Source organism: Streptomyces sp. NPDC006261, assembly GCF_040613515.1.
Lineage (GTDB): Bacteria > Actinomycetota > Actinomycetes > Streptomycetales > Streptomycetaceae > Streptomyces.
In genome coordinates this window covers 1-18,747 of record NZ_JBEXSI010000008.1, presented here as the reverse complement: position 1 = coordinate 18,747, position 18,747 = coordinate 1, and the positions used below count along the sequence as shown (strand labels likewise).

Here is an 18,747-nt window from a genome sequence, read left to right as displayed (position 1 = left end):
CCCCAACCCCCCGCACCCCGCCGTTCCTGCGGCGTTCCCCATTTGCAGTCGGCCGAATCGCGCTCCCATCGGCCCTCGGTAAGCTGACGGCATGACAGGACAAGTACGTACCGTCGACGGCCGCGTGGCCGGTCGACGCGGTCAGGCGACGCGGCAGAAGCTGCTCGACTGCCTCAGCGAGATGCTCAGCTCCTCGCCGTACCGGGACGTCAAAGTCATCGACGTCGCCCGGAAGGCCGGGACTTCACCCGCGACTTTCTACCAGTACTTCCCCGATGTGGAGGGCGCCGTCCTCGAAATCGCCGAGGAGGTCGCCAAGGAGGGTGCCGGACTGACCGAACTGGTCGCCGGGCGCCCGTGGGTCGGCAAGGCCGGCCGGCAGACGGCGGAGGAACTCGTCGAGGGATTCCTCGACTTCTGGCGCCGCAACGACGCGATCCTCCGCGTGATCGACCTCGGCGCGGCCGAGGGGGACAAGCGGTTCTACAAGATCCGCATGAAGATCCTGAACTCGGTCACCAACTCCCTCACCGATTCGGTGAAGGATCTCCAGGCCAAGGGCAAGGTCGACAAGGACATCAGCGCCGCCGCGATGGCGGGCTCCCTGGTCGCGATGCTGGCCGCGGTCGCCTCGCACCAGAAGGGGTTCACCGCCTGGGGTGTGAAGCAGGCCGAACTGCGCCCGAACCTGGCGCTGTTGGTGCACCTCGGCATCACCGGCAAGAAGCCCGCGAAGTAGCCCGCGACGTAGCCCACCCGCACGCCGAACCCGAACGCCCTACCGGCACGTCCTGTCTCACCGACGGCGGACCACCACGCACTCTGCCGGTGGTCCGCCGTCGGTGTTCCCGGACCTGGCGGACGGGCGGCCTAACGCCGCTCCAGCCGGAAGAGCCGGATCTGCCGCTCCACCCGCGCCTGGTACGCCGCGTACGGTGGCCAGAACGTCAGCGCCACCCGCCACACCTCCTCCCGCTCCGCCCCCTCCAGCAGCCGCGCCCGCACCGGGATGTCCCGGCCCCGCCAGCTGATGACGGCCTCCTCGGGGCGGGCCAGCAGATTCGCGGTCCAGGCCGGATGCCCCGTACGGCCGAAGTTGCTGCCGACGAGGATCCAGGTGCTTTCGGACTCACCCTCCGGCATGCAGGCCAGCGGGGTCACCCGGAGCCGCCCGCTGCGCGCCCCCGGCACAGTCAGGACGAGCCCGGGCAGCATCCGGGCGCTGGGCAGCACCTTGCCCCGGGTGAGCCGGTGCACGGTGCGGTCCATGACGGGGACGACGTGCGGGGCGATCCGGGCGAAGGCGCGGGTCGAGGAGACCTTCTGGATGAGCCGGGCGCCACGGGTAACGGCCATCAGACGGCCACCCGGCGCACCAGACCGTCCGGTGCCACGTCCCCGAACAGCCCGGCCTGCCCCGCCGCGTGGTCGCGCAGCCGGTGCACAGGCCCGAAGAGCAGCTCGTCCGCCGCCGCCCGCTTCACGTACAGATGCGCCTCGTGCTCCCAGGTGAAGCCGATACCTCCGTGCAGCTGTACGGCCTCACCGGCCACCGTCCGGGCCGCCTCCAGCGCCTGGGCCAGCGCGAGCGGCCCCGCCGCCGGGTCCCAGGCGGCGTAGTACGCGGCGGATCGGGCCGCCTCCACCCGTACGTACAGATCCGCGAGGCGGTGTTTGACCGCCTGGAACGACCCGATGGCCCGGCCGAACTGCTCCCGCTCCTTCACGTACGCCACGGTCCGCGCCAGCGCGCCCGCCGCCGCCCCGACCGCCTCGGTGGCGAGAACGGCGGCGGCGGTGAGCCCGGTGGCGGCGAGCGCGCCGCACACATCGGCGGCTTCGTCGGGGCCGAGGAGTTCGGCCGGGGTGTCGCGCAGTTCGACGCGGGCGAGGGGCCGCGTCTCGTCCATCGAGGTCAGCCGGGTACGGGTCAGCCCTTCGGCCCCGGCGGACACCAGGAAGAGGAGCGTCCGGCTGCGCGGATAGCCGCCGGTGTGGGCGGCGACCAGGAGGAGCCCGGCGCTGTGCCCGTCGAGCACCCGGTCGGCCTCCCCGTAGAGCCGCCAGTCACCATCGCCGGGGCGGGCCTGGACACCTCCGGCTCGCCCTCCGCCCGCCCAGCCTCCGGTGCGGTTGTCGGCGGTGAGCCCGAGGGCGGCGGCCATCGACCCGCCGGGTACCGCCAGGGCGGCGGTCAGGGTCCCGCCGGCGATCCGGGGCAGCAGCTCGCCGCGCTGTGCCGGGGTGCCCAGGGCGGCGATGAGGGGCGCGGCGAGTACGGCGGTGGCGAGCAGCGGGGAGGGCACCAGCGCGCGGCCGGTCTCCTCGCAGGCGAGGGCGAGCTCGGTGGCGGTGCAGCCGGCCCCGCCGTGCTCCTCGGGCAGCGCGAGCCCCGGCAGCCCCAGCTCCTGGGCGAGCCGGCGCCACAGGGCCCGGTCGTGGCCCTCGGCGGTGCGTACGGCGGCGCGGACCTCGCCGGGTGCGCTGTACTTCGCGAGCAGGTCGCGCAGGGTGCGGCGGATCTCATCCTGTTCCGCGGTGAAGGCGGCGTCCATCGTCGGGCTCCTCCCCTCAGGAACCGGCGGCCCCCGATCTGACGATCCGTCATGGCAGGCGCGGGGGACGGCAATTCCCAGCCTCCCGCACACGAGCGGGACACGGAAGGCATGCGCACCCCCGGTTACGCGGCCGCTCACCTGATGTACCGTCAGATTTATGCCTGCCTCCTCTCCCCGCCTCCCTCGCAAGGTCGCTGTCGTCGGCATCTCCCTCTCGGACTGCGGACGCGTCGACGACGCCACCCCGTACGCCCTGCACGCCCAGGCGGCCCGGCGTGCGCTGGCCGACTCCGGCCTGGACCGCTCGGTGGTCGACGGCTTCGCCTCCGCCGGGCTCGGGACGCTGGCGCCGGTGGAGGTCGCGGAGTACCTGGGGCTGCGGCCCACCTGGGTCGACTCCACGGCGGTGGGCGGCGCCACCTGGGAGGTGATGGCCGCCCACGCGGCGGACGCGATCGCGGCGGGCCGGGCGCGGGCGGTGCTCCTGGTCTACGGATCGACGGCCCGGGCCGACATCAAGGCGGGCCGCCGCACATCCAACCTGTCGTTCGGGGCGCGGGGGCCGTTGCAGTTCGAGGTGCCGTACGGGCACTCGCTGATCGCCAAGTACGCGATGGCCGCCCGCCGCCACATGCACGCGTACGGCACGACGCTGGAGCAGCTGGCCGAGGTGGCGGTGACGGCCCGGGCGAACGCGGCGGCGAACCCGGACGCGATGTTCCGCACCCCGGTCACGGTCGACGAGGTCCTCTCCGGCCCGGTGATCGCGGACCCGTTCACCAAGCTGCACTGCTGCATCCGCAGTGACGGGGGGTGCGCGGTGCTGCTGGCGGCGGAGGAGTACGTGCCGGACACGGCGAAAGCACCGGTGTGGATCCTGGGCACCGGCGAGTCCGCGTCCCACTCCACGATGTCGGAGTGGGAGGACTTCACGGTCTCCCCCGCCGCCGTCTCGGGCCGCCTGGCCTTCGAGCGGGCCGGGGTGCGCCCCTCCGACATCGACGTGGCGGAGCTCTACGACGCGTTCACGTACATGACGCTGGTGACGCTGGAGGACCTGGGGTTCTGCGCGAAGGGGGAGGGCGGCGCGTTCGTCGAGAAGGGCCGCACGGGCCTGCGCGGCGAGCTCCCGGTGAACACGGACGGCGGCGGCCTCTCCGCCTGCCACCCCGGGATGCGCGGCCTGTTCCTGCTGGTGGAGGCGGTACGCCAGTTACGCGGCGAGGCCGGCGCCCGCCAGGTCCACAAGGCCGGCGGCCGCCTCCCGGAGCTGGCGGTGGCGTCGGGGACGGGCGGCTGGTTCTGCTCGTCGGGGACGGTGGTGCTGGGGCGGGGGTGAGGGGGCGGGGGTGAGGGGGCGGGGGTGAGGGGGCCACCGCTACGCCTGCCCCACGGTCCGACGACCGTGACCGCGCTCGGCTACCGCCGCCCCCAGCTTCTCCATCCGCGCGGCTCGCACCAGCGGGTCCTTTGCCGTGGCCACTCCCTGCTGGAGTGCGGCCAGCGAAACGGCCGTAAGGACGGGCGGCACGGGCAGCCGCTCCGGCTCCAGCACATCGAGATCGATGTACGCGCAGGTATCGAGCACACCCGCGCGGTGTCGCTCAGCCACCGTTGCGCTCCCACACGTCGTCGTCGCCCACCCGGTCCTCCCCGCCGAAGAATGCCTCTGCCTCGCGGCGCAGCAGGGCCCCGTCCACTCGGGGCAGCCACCGATGCCGGGCCACGAGTTCCTCCGCGCTGAGCTGCCTCTTGCGACTGAGGGGGCGTAGTTCGGCGACCTCAATGCCGTTCCGAGTGATGTGAAAGGTCTCACCGCCCTCCACCGCATCCATGACCTCTGCGGACTTGTTGCGGAACTCCCGCTGCGTGATGGTCTTCACAAGCCCGCCGTAGCGCCCCGTGTCTCGTTGTGCTACAGCAGCCAGAGGTAGGCCATGCGGTCAAATGGCCACCATGAACGCACCCACCCCGCGCCCCTTCTCCGCCCTCCTGCGCTCCCAGCGCGTCTGGGACACCGAGCTGCCGGACTTCGACCCGGCCACCGCCCCGCCGGCCCCCGTCCCCCTCTTCCACGCCTGGTTCGCCGACGCCGTGGCCGCCGGGCAGCCTGAGCCGCACGCGATGACGCTCGCCACGGCCGACGCCGACGGCCTCCCCGACGTGCGCACCCTGCTCCTCCACGACGCGGACGAGCGCGGCTTCCACTTCGCCTCCCACGCCACCAGCGCCAAGGGCCACCAGCTCGTCGCCCGCCCGTACGCCGCGCTCGGCTTCTACTGGCCGAGCCTGGGGCGCCAGGTACGGGTGAGGGGCCCCGTCGTCCGCTGCACCCCGGCCGAGAGCCAGGCCGACCTGCACGCCCGGTCCACCGGTGCCCTCGCCGCCGCCCTGACCGGAGCCCAGAGCGACATCGTGGAGTCGGTGGCCGCCCTCCACCGGGCGGCGGACGCGGCCTGGGAGCGGGCCCAGGCGGAACCGGACACCGAGGCTCCGACCTGGACCCGGTACGTGGTCGAGCCGGCCGCGGTCGAGTTCTTCCAGGGCGACGCCCGGCGCCGCCACATCCGGCTCCGCTACCGCCGCCCGGAGACCGCCACGGAGGCGGGCACCGGGGCCGGAAGCTGGGCCCGCGAGATGCTCTGGCCCTGAGGCGCCCGCACAGCGGCCTTACTCGGTTTCAACAAGAAAGGGGCACTATGGGAGGAAGCCGAGCTGTTGGGAGGCACCGATGCCACGAGCCCGTTCGCGCTACGCCCCCGACCGGGGCCTGACCGGTCGCATGGTCACCACCATGTTCCTGATCGGTCTGCTCTACGTCGTCTTCGTGGGCGTGCTCCTCGCGGCCCTGCGCGGTTCCTGGCCGATCATCCTGATCATCACCGGCGGCCTGTTCATCGCCCAGTTCTGGTTCAGCGACCGCATCGCCGCGTACGGCATGGGCGCCCGCGAGGTCACCCCCGAACAGGCCCCCGAGCTGCACGGCACCATCGACCGCATCTGCGCGCTGGCCGACATGCCGAAGCCCAAGGTGGCCATCGCCGAGAGTGACGTACCGAACGCGTTCGCCACCGGCCGCAGCGAGAAGACCGCCCTCGTCTGCGCCACGACGGGCCTCCTGCGCCGACTGGAGCCGGAGGAGCTCGAGGGCGTCCTCGCCCACGAGATGTCGCACGTCGCACACCGGGACGTCGCCGTCATGACGATCGCCTCGTTCCTCGGCGTACTGGCGGGCATCATCACCCGCATCGCCCTGTGGGGCGGCTTCGCCCGCAGCCGGCCGGGCAACGACCCGGCGGGCATCCTGCTGCTCCTCATCCCCCTGATCAGCGCCGTCGTGTACGCGATCAGCTTCCTGCTGACCCGGCTGCTCTCCCGCTACCGCGAGCTCTCCGCCGACCGCGCCGCCGCGCTCCTCACCGGCAGGCCCTCCGCCCTCGCCTCGGCCCTGACGAAGGTCAGCGGGCAGATGGCCCGCATCCCGACCCAGGACCTGCGCAAGGCGGAGCCGTACAACGCGTTCTACTTCATGCCCGCGTTCTCCTCGAAGGAGTCCCTGGGCCGGCTGTTCTCCTCGCACCCGACGCTGGAACAGCGCCTGGACCAGCTGTCCCGCATCTCCACCGACCTGTCCCGATAAGTCTTCAAGGAGTTACGCCCGTGGGCCTGCTCGACGCCATCCTCGGCCGCAGCAAACCCGTCCGCCCCGACCTCGACCAGCTCTTCGCCGTCCCCTCGGCCGCCCTCACCCTCCAGGCCGCCACCGGCTTCACGCCGACCGGCCTGGGCTCGGTCTGCTTCGCGGGGGTGGAGGGCGGCGGCTTCGCCCGGCTCCAGGAGGACGTACGGGAGCTGCTGGACGCGGACACCGAGCGCGGCGGCATCCCGGTGGAGTTCAGCCGGGACGCGTACGGCTACACCTGGCTGCTCGCCACCCACCCGGCCGACGACACGGCGGGCCTGGTCAACGACCTGCACGCGGTGAACACCCTGCTCCAGGACGGCGGCTTCGGCCCGCACCTGCTGTGCTCGCTGATCGGCTTCCGGGACGCGGAGGGGCGTGCGCTGGCGCTCGTCTACCTCTACAAGCGCGGCACGTTCTACCCGTTCGCCCCGCTGCCCGGCGACACCGAGAAGCGGGACAACCAGCTGGAGCTCCAGGTACGGGGCGCCCTCGGCGACGACCTCCGGGTGGAGAAGGACCTGTCCCGGTGGTTCCCGGTGTGGGGGGCGCCGGGGTTGTGATCAGGCGCTGACGGTGGCGGTGGCCGTAGCGGTGGCGTGGTCCAGGAAGGCGGTCCAGGCGGCCGGGGCGACGGCGAAGGTGGGGCCGTCGGTGACCTTGGAGTCGCGGAGGTGGACGGTGTGGGGGCAGGTGGCGACCTCTACGCAGGCGCCGCCTTCGTTGCCGCTGTAGCTGGACTTGTGCCAGTCGTAAGCAACCTCGATGCAGGCTTCGCCCTCGTTGTTGCTGTAGCTCGACTTGAACCAGGTCAGTCCGGGTCCGTGGCTCACAGTTGTCTCACCTTCGTATCGATGACCTCCGCCGACTTCCAGGGGTTGAGCGCCTGGGCCCGCAGGATGCCGAAGAGGTCTAGCTGGTCGCTCACTTGCTCCGGCTTCGAGATCAACCTACCGCCGCCCTGCGCCTCCGCGAAGAGCAGATTGCGGCCTTCCGCCGTGGACATCAACTGCATGGGCCCGTTCAGCCCCGCGTGCATGTGCTGGTCCGACGGCATCACCTGCACCGTCAGGTGGTTGAACCGCTCGATGCAGTCCCGCACGTGCAGCAACTGCTCCTTCAGCACCTCCGGGCCGCCCAGCGTCCGGTCCAGGACCGACTCCTCGATGACGTACCCGATACGCGGCGGCGACTTACGCGTCAGCACCGCCTGCCGTTCCAGTCGCGCTTCGACGTGCCGGACGATCTCCTCCTCCGAGTACGCCGGTACGCGCGAGCGGTACAACGCGTACGCGTACGCCTCCGTCTGGAGCAGACCCGGGACCAGCATCGTCTCGTACGCGCTGATGACCCGCGCCAGTCGTTCCAGCCGTGCCCAGTCCAGGAACTTCGCCGGGTACTTCTCCTCGTCCACCAGCTCGCAGCACGCCTCCAGCGCCCCGCCCGCCCCGAACGCCCGCTCGGCGTCCATCAGCAGGTTCCGCGAAGGAATGCGTTCCGCCCGCTCGACCGCTCCCATCAGCGATTCCGAGATCAGCAGCACGTCCGCCGCCGTCTTCTGCGTGTGTCCGGCCCGCACCCGGTGGATACGGATCAGATCTCCCACGAGCCGCCGTCCGTGCGTCGCTTCACCACTCGCCGCCACAGCCAACACCACCCTCCCCACATCGCATCGATGTGAACCGTGTCCTGCTGGTCACGCTACGCAGTCGGCGGGATGCTCGTAGCCATGACGAGCAAGAAGCACCCCGAATGGGTACCCACCGCCGGGCACCAACTCCACCTCACCGGCATCTACTTCGACGCCATCCGGCTCCGGGGCATCCGCGGCGAGGCCGTCCTCCGGCACCTGGCGACCCTGACCGAGGGCGAGCCCGGCCCTGTCGTGCGGGAGATGGCCGGGGCGCGGTGGACGTACTTCCTGGTCCCGCCGGGCGCGAGCGACGGGTACGACTGGCCGCCGGGCGTGAAGTGCTTCGGGCCGGCGACGCGCGACGAGTGGGTGGGCGTCCCCGCCCCGGACGGCAACACGTATCCGCTGAGCTGGCGGTACGGAGCACCGGAGGAGGACGAGTTCGTGGATCCGGAGCTGCTGCACGGGCTGGTGATGGCCCAGCTGGCCCCGGCGGCGGGCGACGAGTGATAGCGCGGAGCCTCAGCCTGCCGGCCGGAAGACCGGTACGGCCTCCCCGCCGCTCTCCCCCGCGCTCCTGAACGTGACCGCCAACCCCAGTCCGATGCGGAGGTCGCCGTGCGCGCACTCCACGACCTCCGTCATCATCCGGGGCCCCTCGGCCAGGTCGACCACGGCCGCGACGTACGGAACGCGCCCCCCGAAGGGCGGCAGGTCGTTGCGGTGGACGACGGACCACGTGTAGAGGGTCGCGTCCCCGCTCGCGTGCTCCCACCCCACGTCCTCGCTCCAGCAGTACGGGCAGAACTCGCGCGGGTAGTGATGCGCCCGCCCACACCCGGCGCACCGGCGGATCAGCAGCAGCCCCTCCCCGGCCGCGTCCCAGTACGGGCGGGTGAAGGCGTCCGGCTCGGGCAGGTCGAAGCGCGGGGCCGCCGCACGCTCCGGCGGCGTCACGGGAACAGCCCGAACGCCGCGTCCAGCGACCACGTCTGCCAGGCCATCGCGAACAGGGCCACCAGCGAGATCAGGGCCATCATCGCGTTCTGCCCCTGCTCGGCCCAGTCGTGGATCATCAGGACCAGGTAGAGCAGGTTGAGGAGGAGACCGGCTACGAGAGCGACCGGGGTCAGGAATCCCGTCACCAGGCCCACTCCGAGAGCCAGTTCGGCGTAGACGACGACGTACGCGATCACTTTCGGGCGCGGTTCGACGATCCGCCGGAAGCCGGTACGCACCACACCCCACCGGTGCTTGCCCGCGACATCCGCCGCCCAGGCGATCCCCGTTCCCCGCTCGAACCAGCCCTTCTTGTCCTTGTGCCGCCAGCTCTCCAGCCACCACAGGCCGAGGCCTATGCGCAGGACGGCGAGCCATTCCGCACCGCTGAGCCAGATCGTCTGCATCGGGCAGCCTCCGGTCGCTCGCACCTGACGATACGTCAGTTCAGCGGACGCGGGTCGCCTCACGCAAGGGGCGTGCACGGCCCAGGCGCGCCGGTCACCATCCCCGCCGGCAACGGGCCCGCCGGCAACGGGCCCCCCGTCGGCGTCACGGACACCGGGTCCGAGGCGGAGAGCAGCAAGGCCCCATCGCGGCCTCGTCGCCCTCCCCGTCAGCCGAAGGCCTCACCTGAGGAAAAGCTAGGTGCGAAGGGTATGCAACCACCACATCTCGCCCCCCGTGATCAATTCGCAATCGTTTCCCACCTTGACCGAGACCCATCAACAGAGCGGGCGATTACGCTCCGAACCATGCCCAACAGCCCTTCCCCCACAGGCAGCACCGACGCCGTCGCCCTCACCGACCGTACGGACGACCGGCCCGTCTACGTCATCGGCGGTGGGCCCGGAGGCCTCGCCGCCGCTGCCGCGCTCCGCGACCGGGGCGTCCGGGCGGTGGTCCTGGAGAAGGCGGACCGGGTCGGCGCCTCCTGGCGCGGCCATTACGACCGGCTGCACCTGCACACCACCCGGCGCTGGTCGGCGCTGCCGGGGCTGAAGATGCCGCGCGCGTTCGGGCGGTGGGTGGGCCGGGACGACGTGGTGCGGTACCTGGAGAAGTACACCGAGCACCACGAGCTGGAGGTGGTGACGGGCGTCGAGGTGAACCGGATCGACCCGGCCCCCGACGGCTCCGGCGACTGGCAGCTGACCGCCACCGGCGGCCGGGTCCTGCGGGGCCGCGCGGTCGTCGTCGCGACGGGCTTCAACCACACCCCGCGCATCCCGCGGTGGCCGGGCCGCGACACGTTCACCGGGGAGCTGCTGCACGCCGCGGAGTACCGGAACCCGGCTCCGTACGCCGACAAGGACGTCCTGGTGGTCGGCATCGGCAACACGGGGGCGGAGATCGCGGCGGACCTGGCCGAGGGCGGGGCCGCCCAGGTGCGGATCGCGGTGCGCACCGCCCCGCACATCGTGCGGCGCTCCACGGCGGGGTGGCCGGCCCAGGCGACCGGCATCCTGGTCCGGCGGCTGCCGGTGCGGCTGGTGGACCGGGCGGGGGCCCTGATGGCGCGGATCGCCGTACCCGACCTGTCCGCGCAGGGGCTGCCGCGCCCGGGGGCGGGCCTGTACTCGCGGGTCCGGGAGGGTGCGATCCCGGTCCAGGACGTCGGCCTGATCGACGCGGTGAAGACCGGCAAGGTGACCCCGGTGGCGACCGTCGCCTCCTTCGACAAGGACGCGGTGGTCCTGGCCGACGGCTCCCGTCTCACCCCGGACGTGGTGATCGCGGCGACCGGGTACACCCGTGCCCTGGAGCCGCTGGTGGGCCACCTGGACGCGCTGGACGGGCGGGGCCGCCCGGTCACCCACGGGAGCCGCACCCCGAAGCAGGCCCCGGGTCTCTACTTCACCGGCTTCACCAACCCGATCAGCGGGATGCTCCGCGAGATGGCTCTGGACGCCGAGAAGATCGCCAAGAGGGTGGCGCGGGCCCACTGAGGCCGCGCCCGGAGGAGAGGCAGAGGTGCCGCAGACGCCACGGTTGATCCGCCGGGACGACTTCCGGCCGCTGGTGGACCACCGGACGGTCCACGTGGGCACGATGTGGTTCGACGAGCCGCCGGCCGACGACGAGCGGATCCAGGTCCCCGGGGCCGGGCTGTATCTCTCCACCGTCCACAACGACCACTACCCGCTCGTACGGCTGGAGTCGTGGTCCGGCGAGCCGCCGGAGCCTGAGCCGGAGCCGGGAGCTCGCCCCCGACGAGGAACAGAAGTTCCCCGAGCCGGCTCCGCGTGACGTCCCGCTGGAGGCCCGGCTGTTCCAGCTGTGGCCGGAGCACTGATCCCGGCCGGACGAGATGGCCGAGGCGCTCGGGAGCCCGGTGCGCTCCGCGTGGACCGCGCCCCGCCCGAGCCAGGGCCACGCAGGAGTGACTACGGCGACATGATGACAACTGTGTGATTAATGGCGTGAGTTGTGGCGCATCTGTTCACAGGGGGATGTGTAGATCGCTAGCTTCCCCTTAACTCGTCCGTACCGGGAAGGACTTCTGTGAGCGCCTCCGTTCGAAGATCCGTCGCCGCCCTGGCGGCCACCGCACTCGTGGCCCCGCTCCTGCTGGCCTCGGCGTCACCCGCCTCCGCCCAGAAGGACAGGGCCGCCCAGGACGCCGCCGCCCTGTCGCAGACGCTCGTGCGTGACGCGTCCGCCAAGGACGCGAGAAAGCACCTCGTGGCCTTACAGGCGATAGCCCAGGCGACGGGCGGTCACCGTGTCGCCGGATCGGTGGGACACGAGATATCCGCCGCTTATGTGCAGGCGCTCCTCACGGCGGCCGGGTACCGCGTCTCGTCCCAGAAGTTCGACTTCATCTACACCGAGACGCTGGCCGAGAAGCTCTCCGCCGTCTCCCCCACGCCGTTCGACGCCGAGATCAAGGCACTCACCTACACCAAGTCGACGCCGGTCGGCGGGATCACGGCCGAGCTGGCCGCCCCGCCGGTCGACGAGGACGGCACCACCGGCTGCGAGCCGGGCGACTACGCGGCGGGCGCGTTCACCGGGAAGATCGCACTGATCAAGCGCGGCGGCTGCGCCTTCGGGGTCAAGCAGGAACAGGCCGCGGCGGCGGGTGCGGCCGGGGCCATCATCTACAACAACATCGACGCCGGGTACGGTCCGCTGTCCGGCACCCTCGGCGATCCCGCCACCGTGAAGATCCCCACAGCCGGGCTCTCCAAGCCCGACGGGGACCGGCTCGCCGCCGACCTCGCCGAGGGCCCGGTGACGATCTCCTTCGAGGTCCGCCAGCTCCAGGAGACACGTACGACGAAGAACGTCATCGCCGAGACGCGGGGTGGCGACGCCGCCGACACCGTGGTGCTCGGGGCGCACCTGGACTCGGTGAAGGCGGGCCCGGGCATCAACGACAACGGATCGGGCGCGGCCGGCCTCCTGGACGTCGCGCTGAAGCTGGCCAAGAAGGAGAAGCAGCCGCGCAACAAGGTGCGGTTCGCCTGGTGGTCGGCGGCGGAGAGCGGTCTGTTCGGCTCCGCGCACTACGTCGAGAAGCTGACGCCGGCCGAGCGGCAGGAGATCAGGCTCTATCTGAACTTCGAAATGATCGCCTCACCGAACTACGGCCTGTTCGTCTTCGACGGCGACAACTCCGACGGTCTCAACTTCCCTGCAGGGCCGACAGGATCCGCCCAGATCGAACGGGACATCACCACGTTCCTGGGCGCCCGGGGCCTCCCCACGGCCGGAACACCGTTCATCGGCCGCTCCGACTACCACCCCTTCGTCCTGGCGGGCATCCCCTCCGGCGGTACGTTCACCGGCGCCGAGGCACTCAAGACACCGGCCGAGGCGGCGAAGTGGGGCGGCGAGGCGGGCGTCGCCTTCGACGTGAACTACCACGCCGCCGGGGACACGCTCAAGAACATCAACATGAAGGCGTTCGACATCAACATCGACGTCATCGCCAACGCGGTGGGCACGTACGCGCACGACCTGGGCTCGCTGAAGCACGCCCCGGCCGCCGGGCGGCAGGCGCCGGCGTACGTGACGGACGCGGACGCGACGTGATCGAGTAGTCCTGTACGGGCCCCTTGGCGGGTCCGGCTCCCACCCCCGGTGCCCGGTGCCCCCACCTACGGCGTCCCGACACCGGGGGTTTCCCATGCCGTAGGTACGGCCCCGTCTCCCCCGACCGGCGACAATCAGCCAACTTCAGGCCCGTCACCTGGGAGCGGAAAAGAAAGCCGAAAAAAGCGGAACCCGAATCGGGGAAACACCATCCGTAGCGCTGTTACATTCGTTCCGGAATCGGCTATTCTATTCAACCGTCCCACGAACCTCATGTCTTGCTCAGACCGCGGAAATCACCTTTCGCTGGCGGGCATGAGGCCCTAGGTTCCCTTTTTATGGGCTCCCGACAGGGGGAGCGATAACGAGGGGAAAAGGCCATCAAGGCCGGGCCGCACCTGCGAGAGGTAGCTGTCGATGGCCGCTATGGAGATGCCCCCCCTGCTTACCCCCCTGAGCGTCCTCGGCGGAGGCCGCGGGGGCCACAACGAGCGGCAACAGGGAGGCGCAGGCCACGACCGCCGCAGCCTTGGACATAATGAGCGAAGAACGCATGGAACACTCCTGGTGTGAAGGCGTTCTCGAGGCCCGAGCGGCCTCACCGTCCTTTCCGGGGGTAGAGCCCGGAAAGGACGGCCAACCTTCACCTGGCGCACGGGGGAAGCGGGCCCTACCCCGACAATTTTGGCCAGTTCGTGATCGCCTTAGGGTGAATGTGATCGTCTTGTGCATCTCCTTGGCGGAGCATCCACCGACCAGGTGCCGAAAGCGAAGTTTGCGTGACGGCGAACTCGGCCCTCGCCTCCGTACACCCGCCTCCGCACTCTTCAGGGCCGGCCCTCCAGCCGCTCCGTGGTGGCCCCGCCCCACTCGCCGAAGCGCAGGGGGCCTTCGTCGAGCCAGGACAGGATCAGGCCTGCTGCGGTCGGCCGTCGACGCCGGTCATGGGGGCCGCAGCATCTCGGCCCTGACCGAGGTGCTCAGTAGCCCGGGACACCCGGCGGGGGTCGCGTTCCTTCAGCTGCGGCCTAAGCCCACACCCCGCGTGCCGCGACGCTCCGCGCCCACGGTTCCAGGTCGGCCGGGGCGCGGCCCAGGACCTGGCGGACGCCGTCGGTGACCTCCGAGGTGTGCCCCGCCCGGTGCAGGGCGAACATGGCGCCCAGCGCGTCGGCCGCCGCCTCCGGCCAGCCCCCGGCGAGTAGCTCGGCACGGTACGCGGCCGGGGTGAGCTCCTCGTAACGGATCGGGCGGCCCGCCGCGTCGGCGATCGCGCGGGTCGCCTCGGCGAAGGTGAGCGCGCGGGGGCCCGACAGGTCGTAGACGCGTCCCGCGTGGCCGTCCCCGTCCGCGGTGAGGACTCCCGCCGCGACCTCCGCCACATCCTCGGCGTCGATGAACGGTTCCGGCATGTCCCCGATCGGCAGGCCCAGCCGGCCGGCCCGGAGTGGCGCCAGCCACAGGTCCTCGTCGAAGTTCTGGAAGAAGTTGTTGGGGCGCAGCAGGGTCCACTCGACCCCGGTCTCCTGGACCGCCGCCCCGGCGGCCGCCATGCCCTGGCCGAAGTCCAGCCCCTCCTTCTCGATGCTGCGGCCGGAGAGCACCACGAAGCGGCGTACGCCCGAGGCCGCGGCCTGCTGGACGAACTCCCTTACGGGGGACGGGTCGTCGGGCGCCACGAGGTAGAGCGCCTCCGCTCCCGCGAGTGCCGGATCCCAGGTGACGGGGAGCGTCCAGTCGAAGCGGACCTCGCCGGAGCGGGAGGCCGCCCGGACCGTGGCCGTTCCGGAGTCGCGCAGGCGGGCCACGACCCGGCGGCCGGTCTTGCCGGTGGCGCCGAGGACGAGGACGGTGGGCGGGGTGCGGTGCGTGCCGGTCTTCGCTGTCATGGGGCAAGTCCATCGCGTGGCCGTCACACCCGCCATGGGCGCCCGTCCGCCGTGCATAGGTGAGCGTCCGGTCCATGGGCGAGCGGTCCGGAGCGCGTGATGTTTCTGCCTATCGTGGCGCCATGGACGTGTTCGACGAGCTGTTGCGGGGCGTGCGGGGCAAGGGTGCGGTGTTCGGGCGGTCGGTGCTGTGGCCGCCCTGGTCCCTGCGCTTCACGGACGGGACCTACCTGACGCTGTGCCTGCCGATGCGGGGGGCCGGGTGGATCGTGCCGGAGGGCGGGGAGCCGCTGCGGCTGGCGTTCGGGGAGGCCGCGATCGTCCGGGGGCCGGCCCCGTTCACCTTCACCGACGACCCGGCGGGCGGTACGGGGGCGGAGGTGCGGGAGGTGCACTGGGGCACCGGCACGGCCCCCGCGCCCGAACTGGCCGCCGTCCCGGACCTGGGGCCCGAACTGGAGGGGCCCGCCGTCCTGTTGGCCGCCGCCTACGACGTACAGGCTCAGGTCCCCCAACGGCTGCTCCGGGCCCTTCCGCCGGCTCTCGTCGTGCCCGACGAGGACGACTGCGCGCCGCTGCGCGACTACGTGGTCGCCCAGATCGGCGGCGCGCGGCCCGGGCACCAGATCGTGCTGGACCGGCTGCTGGACTGGATGCTCGTATGCACCCTGCGGGACTGGTTCGACCGCCCGGAGGCGGAGCCGCCGGGGTGGTACGGAGCCCTCGGCGACGAGGTCGCGGGCCCCGCGTTGCGGGCGATGCACGGGGACCCGGCGCACCCCTGGACGACGGCGGAGCTGGCGGCCCGGGCCGGGGTCTCGCGGACCACCCTGGCGAAGCGGTTCACGGAGCTGGTCGGGGACGGCCCGGTGGCGTACCTGACCGAGTGGCGCATGACCCTCGCCGCTGACCTGCTGACCCGCCCGGAGCTGACGGTGGCGGCGGTGGCCCGGCGGGTCGGCTACGCGGACGCGTTCGGCTTCAGCGCGGCGTTCAAACGGATTCGGGGCCAAAGCCCGAGCGCGTACCGCCAGGAGGCCACCGCGACCGGGCGCGCACCGGGGCTGGCGGCTCCGGCGGGGTGAGGCTGTGGGTGCCGCCGGGGTGCGGCAGCGGTGGGGTGCGCGGGGCCGTGGCCGTCAGGCCGTGACCACGGGGACGCCCTCCGGCCACCCCGCCAGCAGGGCCGCGATGTGGTCCGCGCAGCGCAGGGCGGCCGTGACCATGGCGGTCCTGGTCATCCCGGCCACGTGTGGGGTCAGCAGCGCGTTCGGCAGGCCGAAGAGCGGCGAGGCGAAGGCCGCGTGCTCGTTCTCGAAGGTGCCGACGGCCGCCGCCGCGAGGGGATGCGCGGGATCGCGCAGGGCTTCGGCGAGCGCCTGCTCGTCGACGATCCCGCCCCGGGCGGTGTTCAGCAGGATCGCCCCCGGACGCATCAGTGCCAGCTCGGCCCGGCCGATCAGCCCCCGGGTCTCCTGGGTGAGCGGCAGGTGGAGGGAGACCACGTCGCTGGTCGCGAGCAGACCGGGGAGGGTGGGGGCCGGCCGGGGCGCGGGCGCCGGTGCCGATGCCGGGTGGGGTGCCGGTGTGGTGCCCCGGCACCGCGCGAACGCCTGGACGTCCATGCCCAGCGCACCCGCACGCCCCGCCGGAGCCAGCCCGATCCGGCCCGGACCGACGATGCCCAGCGTCAGTTCCGACAGCTCCGCCGGAGGGACCGTGGGAGCCCGCCACTCGCCCCGGTGTGCTGCCTCGTCGTACGGCCTCAGGTTCCGTGTCAGCGCGAGCAGTTGGGCCAGGGCGAACTCGGCGACCGCCGCCGCGTTGGAGCCGGGGGTGTGGGTGACCGCGACCCCGTGCCTGGCGGCGGCCGCCAGCTCGACGTGGTCGGTACCCGCGCCCGCCCGGCCGATGACGCGGAGCGGATGGGCCAGCCCGGGCCGGGTGGCCCCCGCGAGGAACTCGGCGCGCAGCGGCACCGCGGCCCGGGACTTGACCGCGTGGTGGCCGGCCCCGTCCCGTACCGCCCCGGCGAGCAGCGCGGCCTCGTCGAAGGGGTCGAAGTCGGCGAAGTCCACCCGGCCGCCCCAGTCGGCCCGCGTCCCGGCACGATCGGCCACCCGCCGCAGGTTCAGCGTGACGGCCAGACCGTGGCCGAGCAGGCGCTCCAGCTCCCGGCCGAGCAGCACACCGGGGGCCGCGTCCACCAACAGCACACGGAACCGTTCCACGCGGCACTCCCGTCCGGTATGCGGGCCCGGCCTCCGTAAGCCCCGAACCTCTTCGTAAGCCCCATACCCCCCGTACGGACCCTGCCTCGCGGCATGACGTGCCCCCGTCGCCGCCCCTTGACGTCAACTTAACTTGAGGTTCTATGTTGAGCTCATCGGCGACCGACCGCAAGGAGAGCCCACCATGACGCACCCCCAGCTCAGCGACACCGAGCTCGCCGCCCAGCCCGCCGCCTACTAAACCGGCGTGGCCTACGAGGCGCTCATCGCGTTCACCCGGGAGCGGCAGGCCGAACTCGGTCTCACCCAGCCCCAGTTCTGGCTGCTGCGCAACCTGTCGGGGAACGACCTCTCCCCCGGCGGCCAGGGCATGACCGTCCCCCGGCTCCAGCAGGCCATGCGCGCCTACATCCGGCCCGAGGACGACCTGGCGGCCGAGGCGGAGGTCCTGGTGGAGCGCGGCTGGCTCACCCGGGACGGGAGCGGGCGGCTGTGGATCACGGAGGCGGGGGATGAGGCCCGGGCCGGGCTCAAGCGCCATGCCCCGGGCATCCGCGACCGCATCCACCAGGGAATCGACGACGCCGACTACGTCACCGCCCTCAAGGTGCTCCGGCAGATGATCCGCAACACGGGCGGCACCCCCTAGACCCTCAGCCCCAGACCCCCTCCGCCGCCGCGTCCCGGAAGGCGTCGGCGACGTCGCGCGGGGAGCGGCCCAGGGCTCGGCGGACGCCGTCCTTCAGCGGGGCCTCCCGGCTCGTGCGGATCGGGTCCAGCGCGGCCGTCCAGAGCCCGGCCTCCCCCTCCGAGACGCCCTGTGCGACCAGCCCGTCCCGGAATGCGGTCTCCTCGATGGGGACGTAGGAGGCAGGCGGGCCGCCGGTCACCTTCGCGATCTCGTCCAGGACGTCGGCGATGCCCAGCGCGCGGGGGCCCGACAGCTCGTACACCTCGCCGCCGTGGCCGTCCTCGGTGAGCGCCGCCACCGCCACCGCCGCGATGTCGTCCGCGTCGACGTACGCCGCCCTGCCGTCCCCGACCGGGAGGGCCACTTCGCCGTCGCGTACGCCGTCGAGGAAGACGCCCTCGCTGAAGTTCTGGGCGAACCAGCCGGGCCGCAGAATCGTCCAGGCCGGACCGGCGGAGCGCACGGCCTGCTCGCCCCGGAGGTGCGGGCCTCCGTCGACGACGGACGGGCCGAAGTACCCCGGCACGTCCACTCCCCGGGCCGAGAGCAGCACGAGCCGCTGCACCCCGGCCGCCACGGCCTGCTCGACGAAGGCGGGCGTCGGGGACGGCTCGGTGTCCAGCGGGACGATGTAGACGGCGGCGACCCCCTCCAGGGCGGGCGCCCAGGTGGCCGGGTCCTCCCAGTCGAACGGGGTCTCACCGGACCGGGAGGCCGCCCGGGTCTCCACCCCCAGCTCGCGGAGGCGGGCCGCCACGCGGCGGCCGGTCTTGCCGGTTCCACCGGTCACCAGTACCGGGGACGGGGACCGAAACGGGGGCTGGGCCGGGGACTGTTCCGGCGTCGTGTCTTCTGTCTTTGTCATGGCTCAAGCCTTGCCCGGGCCCTCGTACCCCGCCATGGCTCAGCGTCCGGGAGGGATGTCCACCCGTCCGGGGCCCCGGAGGGGCGGGCTGGAAGGTGGAGAACGCCTGAGGCCCGGATCCAGGGGATCCGGGGTAGACGACGACCCGGTCGGGGTCC

The 18,747-nt window shown here is 72.3% G+C and carries 21 protein-coding genes and 1 pseudogene; 11 read left to right on the top strand and 11 right to left on the bottom strand.

Going from position 1 to position 18,747, the window contains the following annotated elements; translation table 11 throughout:
• The first annotated feature begins 91 nt into the window (after nucleotides 1-91).
• Nucleotides 92-739 carry a TetR family transcriptional regulator gene (locus tag ABZ154_RS06755; RefSeq protein ID WP_356829742.1) on the top strand — a complete coding sequence of 216 codons (648 nt, stop codon included), beginning with the start codon at nucleotides 92-94 and terminating at the stop codon, nucleotides 737-739.
• A gap of 131 nt (nucleotides 740-870) precedes the next feature.
• Here ABZ154_RS06755 and ABZ154_RS06750 read toward each other — a convergent pair whose 3' ends face one another.
• Nucleotides 871-1,356 carry a nitroreductase/quinone reductase family protein gene (locus ABZ154_RS06750; RefSeq protein ID WP_356829740.1) on the bottom strand — a complete coding sequence of 162 codons (486 nt, stop codon included), beginning with the start codon at nucleotides 1,354-1,356 and terminating at the stop codon, nucleotides 871-873.
• Nucleotides 1,356-2,555 (bottom strand): acyl-CoA dehydrogenase family protein, encoded by a 1,200-nt coding sequence (locus ABZ154_RS06745; protein ID WP_356829738.1) that lies wholly within the window; start codon nucleotides 2,553-2,555, stop codon nucleotides 1,356-1,358. Before ABZ154_RS06745 ends, ABZ154_RS06750 begins: the two co-directional genes overlap by 1 nt.
• 160 nt (nucleotides 2,556-2,715) lie before the next feature.
• Here ABZ154_RS06745 and ABZ154_RS06740 point away from each other — a divergent pair, with 160 nt between their 5' ends.
• Nucleotides 2,716-3,897 carry an acetyl-CoA acetyltransferase gene (locus ABZ154_RS06740; protein ID WP_356829736.1) on the top strand — a complete coding sequence of 394 codons (1,182 nt, stop codon included), beginning with the start codon at nucleotides 2,716-2,718 and terminating at the stop codon, nucleotides 3,895-3,897.
• Between the two features lie 39 nt (nucleotides 3,898-3,936).
• Here ABZ154_RS06740 and ABZ154_RS06735 read toward each other — a convergent pair whose 3' ends face one another.
• Nucleotides 3,937-4,170, bottom strand: coding sequence for a hypothetical protein (locus ABZ154_RS06735; protein ID WP_356829734.1), 234 nt, complete (start codon nucleotides 4,168-4,170; stop codon nucleotides 3,937-3,939).
• Nucleotides 4,163-4,441 carry a type II toxin-antitoxin system Phd/YefM family antitoxin gene (locus ABZ154_RS06730; protein ID WP_356829733.1) on the bottom strand — a complete coding sequence of 93 codons (279 nt, stop codon included), beginning with the start codon at nucleotides 4,439-4,441 and terminating at the stop codon, nucleotides 4,163-4,165. The genes ABZ154_RS06735 and ABZ154_RS06730 overlap by 8 nt, the downstream gene beginning before the upstream one ends.
• A gap of 64 nt (nucleotides 4,442-4,505) precedes the next feature.
• Here ABZ154_RS06730 and ABZ154_RS06725 point away from each other — a divergent pair, with 64 nt between their 5' ends.
• From ABZ154_RS06725 to ABZ154_RS06715, 3 genes are all read left to right on the top strand, one after another.
• Nucleotides 4,506-5,210, top strand: a complete 705-nt coding sequence (locus tag ABZ154_RS06725) for a pyridoxal 5'-phosphate synthase (protein ID WP_356829731.1) — start codon at nucleotides 4,506-4,508, stop codon at nucleotides 5,208-5,210.
• A 79-nt stretch (nucleotides 5,211-5,289) separates the two neighbouring features.
• Entirely contained in the window at nucleotides 5,290-6,198 is a 909-nt protein-coding gene (gene htpX / locus ABZ154_RS06720; protein WP_356829729.1) for a zinc metalloprotease HtpX, read from the top strand.
• A gap of 20 nt (nucleotides 6,199-6,218) precedes the next feature.
• Nucleotides 6,219-6,803, top strand: a complete 585-nt coding sequence (locus ABZ154_RS06715; protein ID WP_356829727.1) for a hypothetical protein — start codon at nucleotides 6,219-6,221, stop codon at nucleotides 6,801-6,803.
• On the opposite strand, the gene ABZ154_RS06710 is transcribed toward ABZ154_RS06715, so the two are convergent.
• Both ABZ154_RS06710 and ABZ154_RS06705 read right to left on the bottom strand, forming a co-directional pair.
• Nucleotides 6,804-7,073: a DUF397 domain-containing protein gene (locus ABZ154_RS06710; protein ID WP_356829725.1), complete on the bottom strand. Its 270-nt coding sequence runs from the start codon at nucleotides 7,071-7,073 to the stop codon at nucleotides 6,804-6,806. It abuts the gene before it with no gap.
• Nucleotides 7,070-7,846, bottom strand: a complete 777-nt coding sequence (locus tag ABZ154_RS06705; protein WP_356829723.1) for a helix-turn-helix transcriptional regulator — start codon at nucleotides 7,844-7,846, stop codon at nucleotides 7,070-7,072. The genes ABZ154_RS06710 and ABZ154_RS06705 overlap by 4 nt, the downstream gene beginning before the upstream one ends.
• A gap of 123 nt (nucleotides 7,847-7,969) precedes the next feature.
• Between ABZ154_RS06705 and ABZ154_RS06700 the strand changes: the two genes are divergently transcribed.
• The gene (locus ABZ154_RS06700; RefSeq protein WP_356829721.1) at nucleotides 7,970-8,383 is read left to right on the top strand and encodes a hypothetical protein; all 414 of its coding nucleotides are present in this window, start codon (nucleotides 7,970-7,972) and stop codon (nucleotides 8,381-8,383) included.
• Nucleotides 8,384-8,395: 12 nt separating this feature from the next.
• Here the strand turns inward: ABZ154_RS06700 and ABZ154_RS06695 are convergent, their stop codons facing one another.
• Together ABZ154_RS06695 and ABZ154_RS06690 are read right to left on the bottom strand one after the other, a co-directional pair.
• Complete coding sequence (locus ABZ154_RS06695; RefSeq protein ID WP_356829719.1) at nucleotides 8,396-8,830, bottom strand: OB-fold domain-containing protein; 435 nt, start codon at nucleotides 8,828-8,830, stop codon at nucleotides 8,396-8,398.
• Nucleotides 8,827-9,279, bottom strand: coding sequence for a DoxX family protein (locus ABZ154_RS06690; protein WP_356829717.1), 453 nt, complete (start codon nucleotides 9,277-9,279; stop codon nucleotides 8,827-8,829). Before ABZ154_RS06690 ends, ABZ154_RS06695 begins: the two co-directional genes overlap by 4 nt.
• Nucleotides 9,280-9,627: 348 nt before the next feature.
• Here ABZ154_RS06690 and ABZ154_RS06685 point away from each other — a divergent pair, with 348 nt between their 5' ends.
• From ABZ154_RS06685 to ABZ154_RS06675, 3 genes are all read left to right on the top strand, one after another.
• Entirely contained in the window at nucleotides 9,628-10,821 is a 1,194-nt protein-coding gene (locus tag ABZ154_RS06685) for an NAD(P)/FAD-dependent oxidoreductase (RefSeq protein ID WP_356829716.1), read from the top strand.
• A 25-nt stretch (nucleotides 10,822-10,846) separates the two neighbouring features.
• Entirely contained in the window at nucleotides 10,847-11,122 is a 276-nt protein-coding gene (locus ABZ154_RS06680; protein WP_356829714.1) for a hypothetical protein, read from the top strand.
• 255 nt (nucleotides 11,123-11,377) lie between these two features.
• The gene (locus ABZ154_RS06675) at nucleotides 11,378-12,913 is read left to right on the top strand and encodes a M28 family peptidase (RefSeq protein ID WP_356829712.1); all 1,536 of its coding nucleotides are present in this window, start codon (nucleotides 11,378-11,380) and stop codon (nucleotides 12,911-12,913) included.
• 1,028 nt (nucleotides 12,914-13,941) lie between these two features.
• Here the strand turns inward: ABZ154_RS06675 and ABZ154_RS06670 are convergent.
• Nucleotides 13,942-14,802: an NAD(P)H-binding protein gene (locus ABZ154_RS06670; RefSeq protein WP_356829710.1), complete on the bottom strand. Its 861-nt coding sequence runs from the start codon at nucleotides 14,800-14,802 to the stop codon at nucleotides 13,942-13,944.
• 122 nt (nucleotides 14,803-14,924) lie between these two features.
• On the opposite strand from ABZ154_RS06670, the gene ABZ154_RS06665 reads away from it, so the two are divergent.
• The gene (locus ABZ154_RS06665; RefSeq protein WP_356829708.1) at nucleotides 14,925-15,887 is read left to right on the top strand and encodes an AraC family transcriptional regulator; all 963 of its coding nucleotides are present in this window, start codon (nucleotides 14,925-14,927) and stop codon (nucleotides 15,885-15,887) included.
• Nucleotides 15,888-15,941: 54 nt separating this feature from the next.
• Here the strand turns inward: ABZ154_RS06665 and ABZ154_RS06660 are convergent, their stop codons facing one another.
• A complete protein-coding gene (locus tag ABZ154_RS06660) occupies nucleotides 15,942-17,033 on the bottom strand; it encodes an NAD(P)-dependent oxidoreductase (protein ID WP_356829706.1) in 1,092 nt (363 codons plus the stop codon).
• A gap of 184 nt (nucleotides 17,034-17,217) precedes the next feature.
• Here ABZ154_RS06660 and ABZ154_RS06655 point away from each other — a divergent pair.
• Nucleotides 17,218-17,682, top strand: a pseudogene (locus ABZ154_RS06655) (MarR family winged helix-turn-helix transcriptional regulator).
• A gap of 4 nt (nucleotides 17,683-17,686) precedes the next feature.
• Here ABZ154_RS06655 and ABZ154_RS06650 read toward each other — a convergent pair.
• On the bottom strand, nucleotides 17,687-18,514 hold the full coding sequence (locus ABZ154_RS06650) for an NAD(P)H-binding protein (protein ID WP_356829939.1): 828 nt from the start codon (nucleotides 18,512-18,514) through the stop codon (nucleotides 17,687-17,689).
• Nucleotides 18,515-18,747: the final 233 nt, after the last annotated feature.

Excerpts from the sequence above, each read along its gene's own strand:
- ABZ154_RS06740 (WP_356829736.1), top strand. The coding sequence starts at position 2,716 with ATGCCTGCCTCCTCTCCCCGCCTCCCTCGCAAGGTCGCTGTCGTCGGC.
- ABZ154_RS06750 (WP_356829740.1), bottom strand. The coding sequence starts at position 1,356 with ATGGCCGTTACCCGTGGCGCCCGGCTCATCCAGAAGGTCTCCTCGACC.
- ABZ154_RS06665 (WP_356829708.1), top strand. The coding sequence starts at position 14,925 with ATGGACGTGTTCGACGAGCTGTTGCGGGGCGTGCGGGGCAAGGGTGCG.
- htpX (WP_356829729.1), top strand. The coding sequence starts at position 5,290 with ATGCCACGAGCCCGTTCGCGCTACGCCCCCGACCGGGGCCTGACCGGT.
- ABZ154_RS06685 (WP_356829716.1), top strand. The coding sequence starts at position 9,628 with ATGCCCAACAGCCCTTCCCCCACAGGCAGCACCGACGCCGTCGCCCTC.
- ABZ154_RS06745 (WP_356829738.1), bottom strand. The coding sequence starts at position 2,555 with ATGGACGCCGCCTTCACCGCGGAACAGGATGAGATCCGCCGCACCCTG.
- ABZ154_RS06700 (WP_356829721.1), top strand. The coding sequence starts at position 7,970 with ATGACGAGCAAGAAGCACCCCGAATGGGTACCCACCGCCGGGCACCAA.
- ABZ154_RS06670 (WP_356829710.1), bottom strand. The coding sequence starts at position 14,802 with ATGACAGCGAAGACCGGCACGCACCGCACCCCGCCCACCGTCCTCGTC.
- ABZ154_RS06690 (WP_356829717.1), bottom strand. The coding sequence starts at position 9,279 with ATGCAGACGATCTGGCTCAGCGGTGCGGAATGGCTCGCCGTCCTGCGC.
- ABZ154_RS06725 (WP_356829731.1), top strand. The coding sequence starts at position 4,506 with ATGGCCACCATGAACGCACCCACCCCGCGCCCCTTCTCCGCCCTCCTG.
- ABZ154_RS06755 (WP_356829742.1), top strand. The coding sequence starts at position 92 with ATGACAGGACAAGTACGTACCGTCGACGGCCGCGTGGCCGGTCGACGC.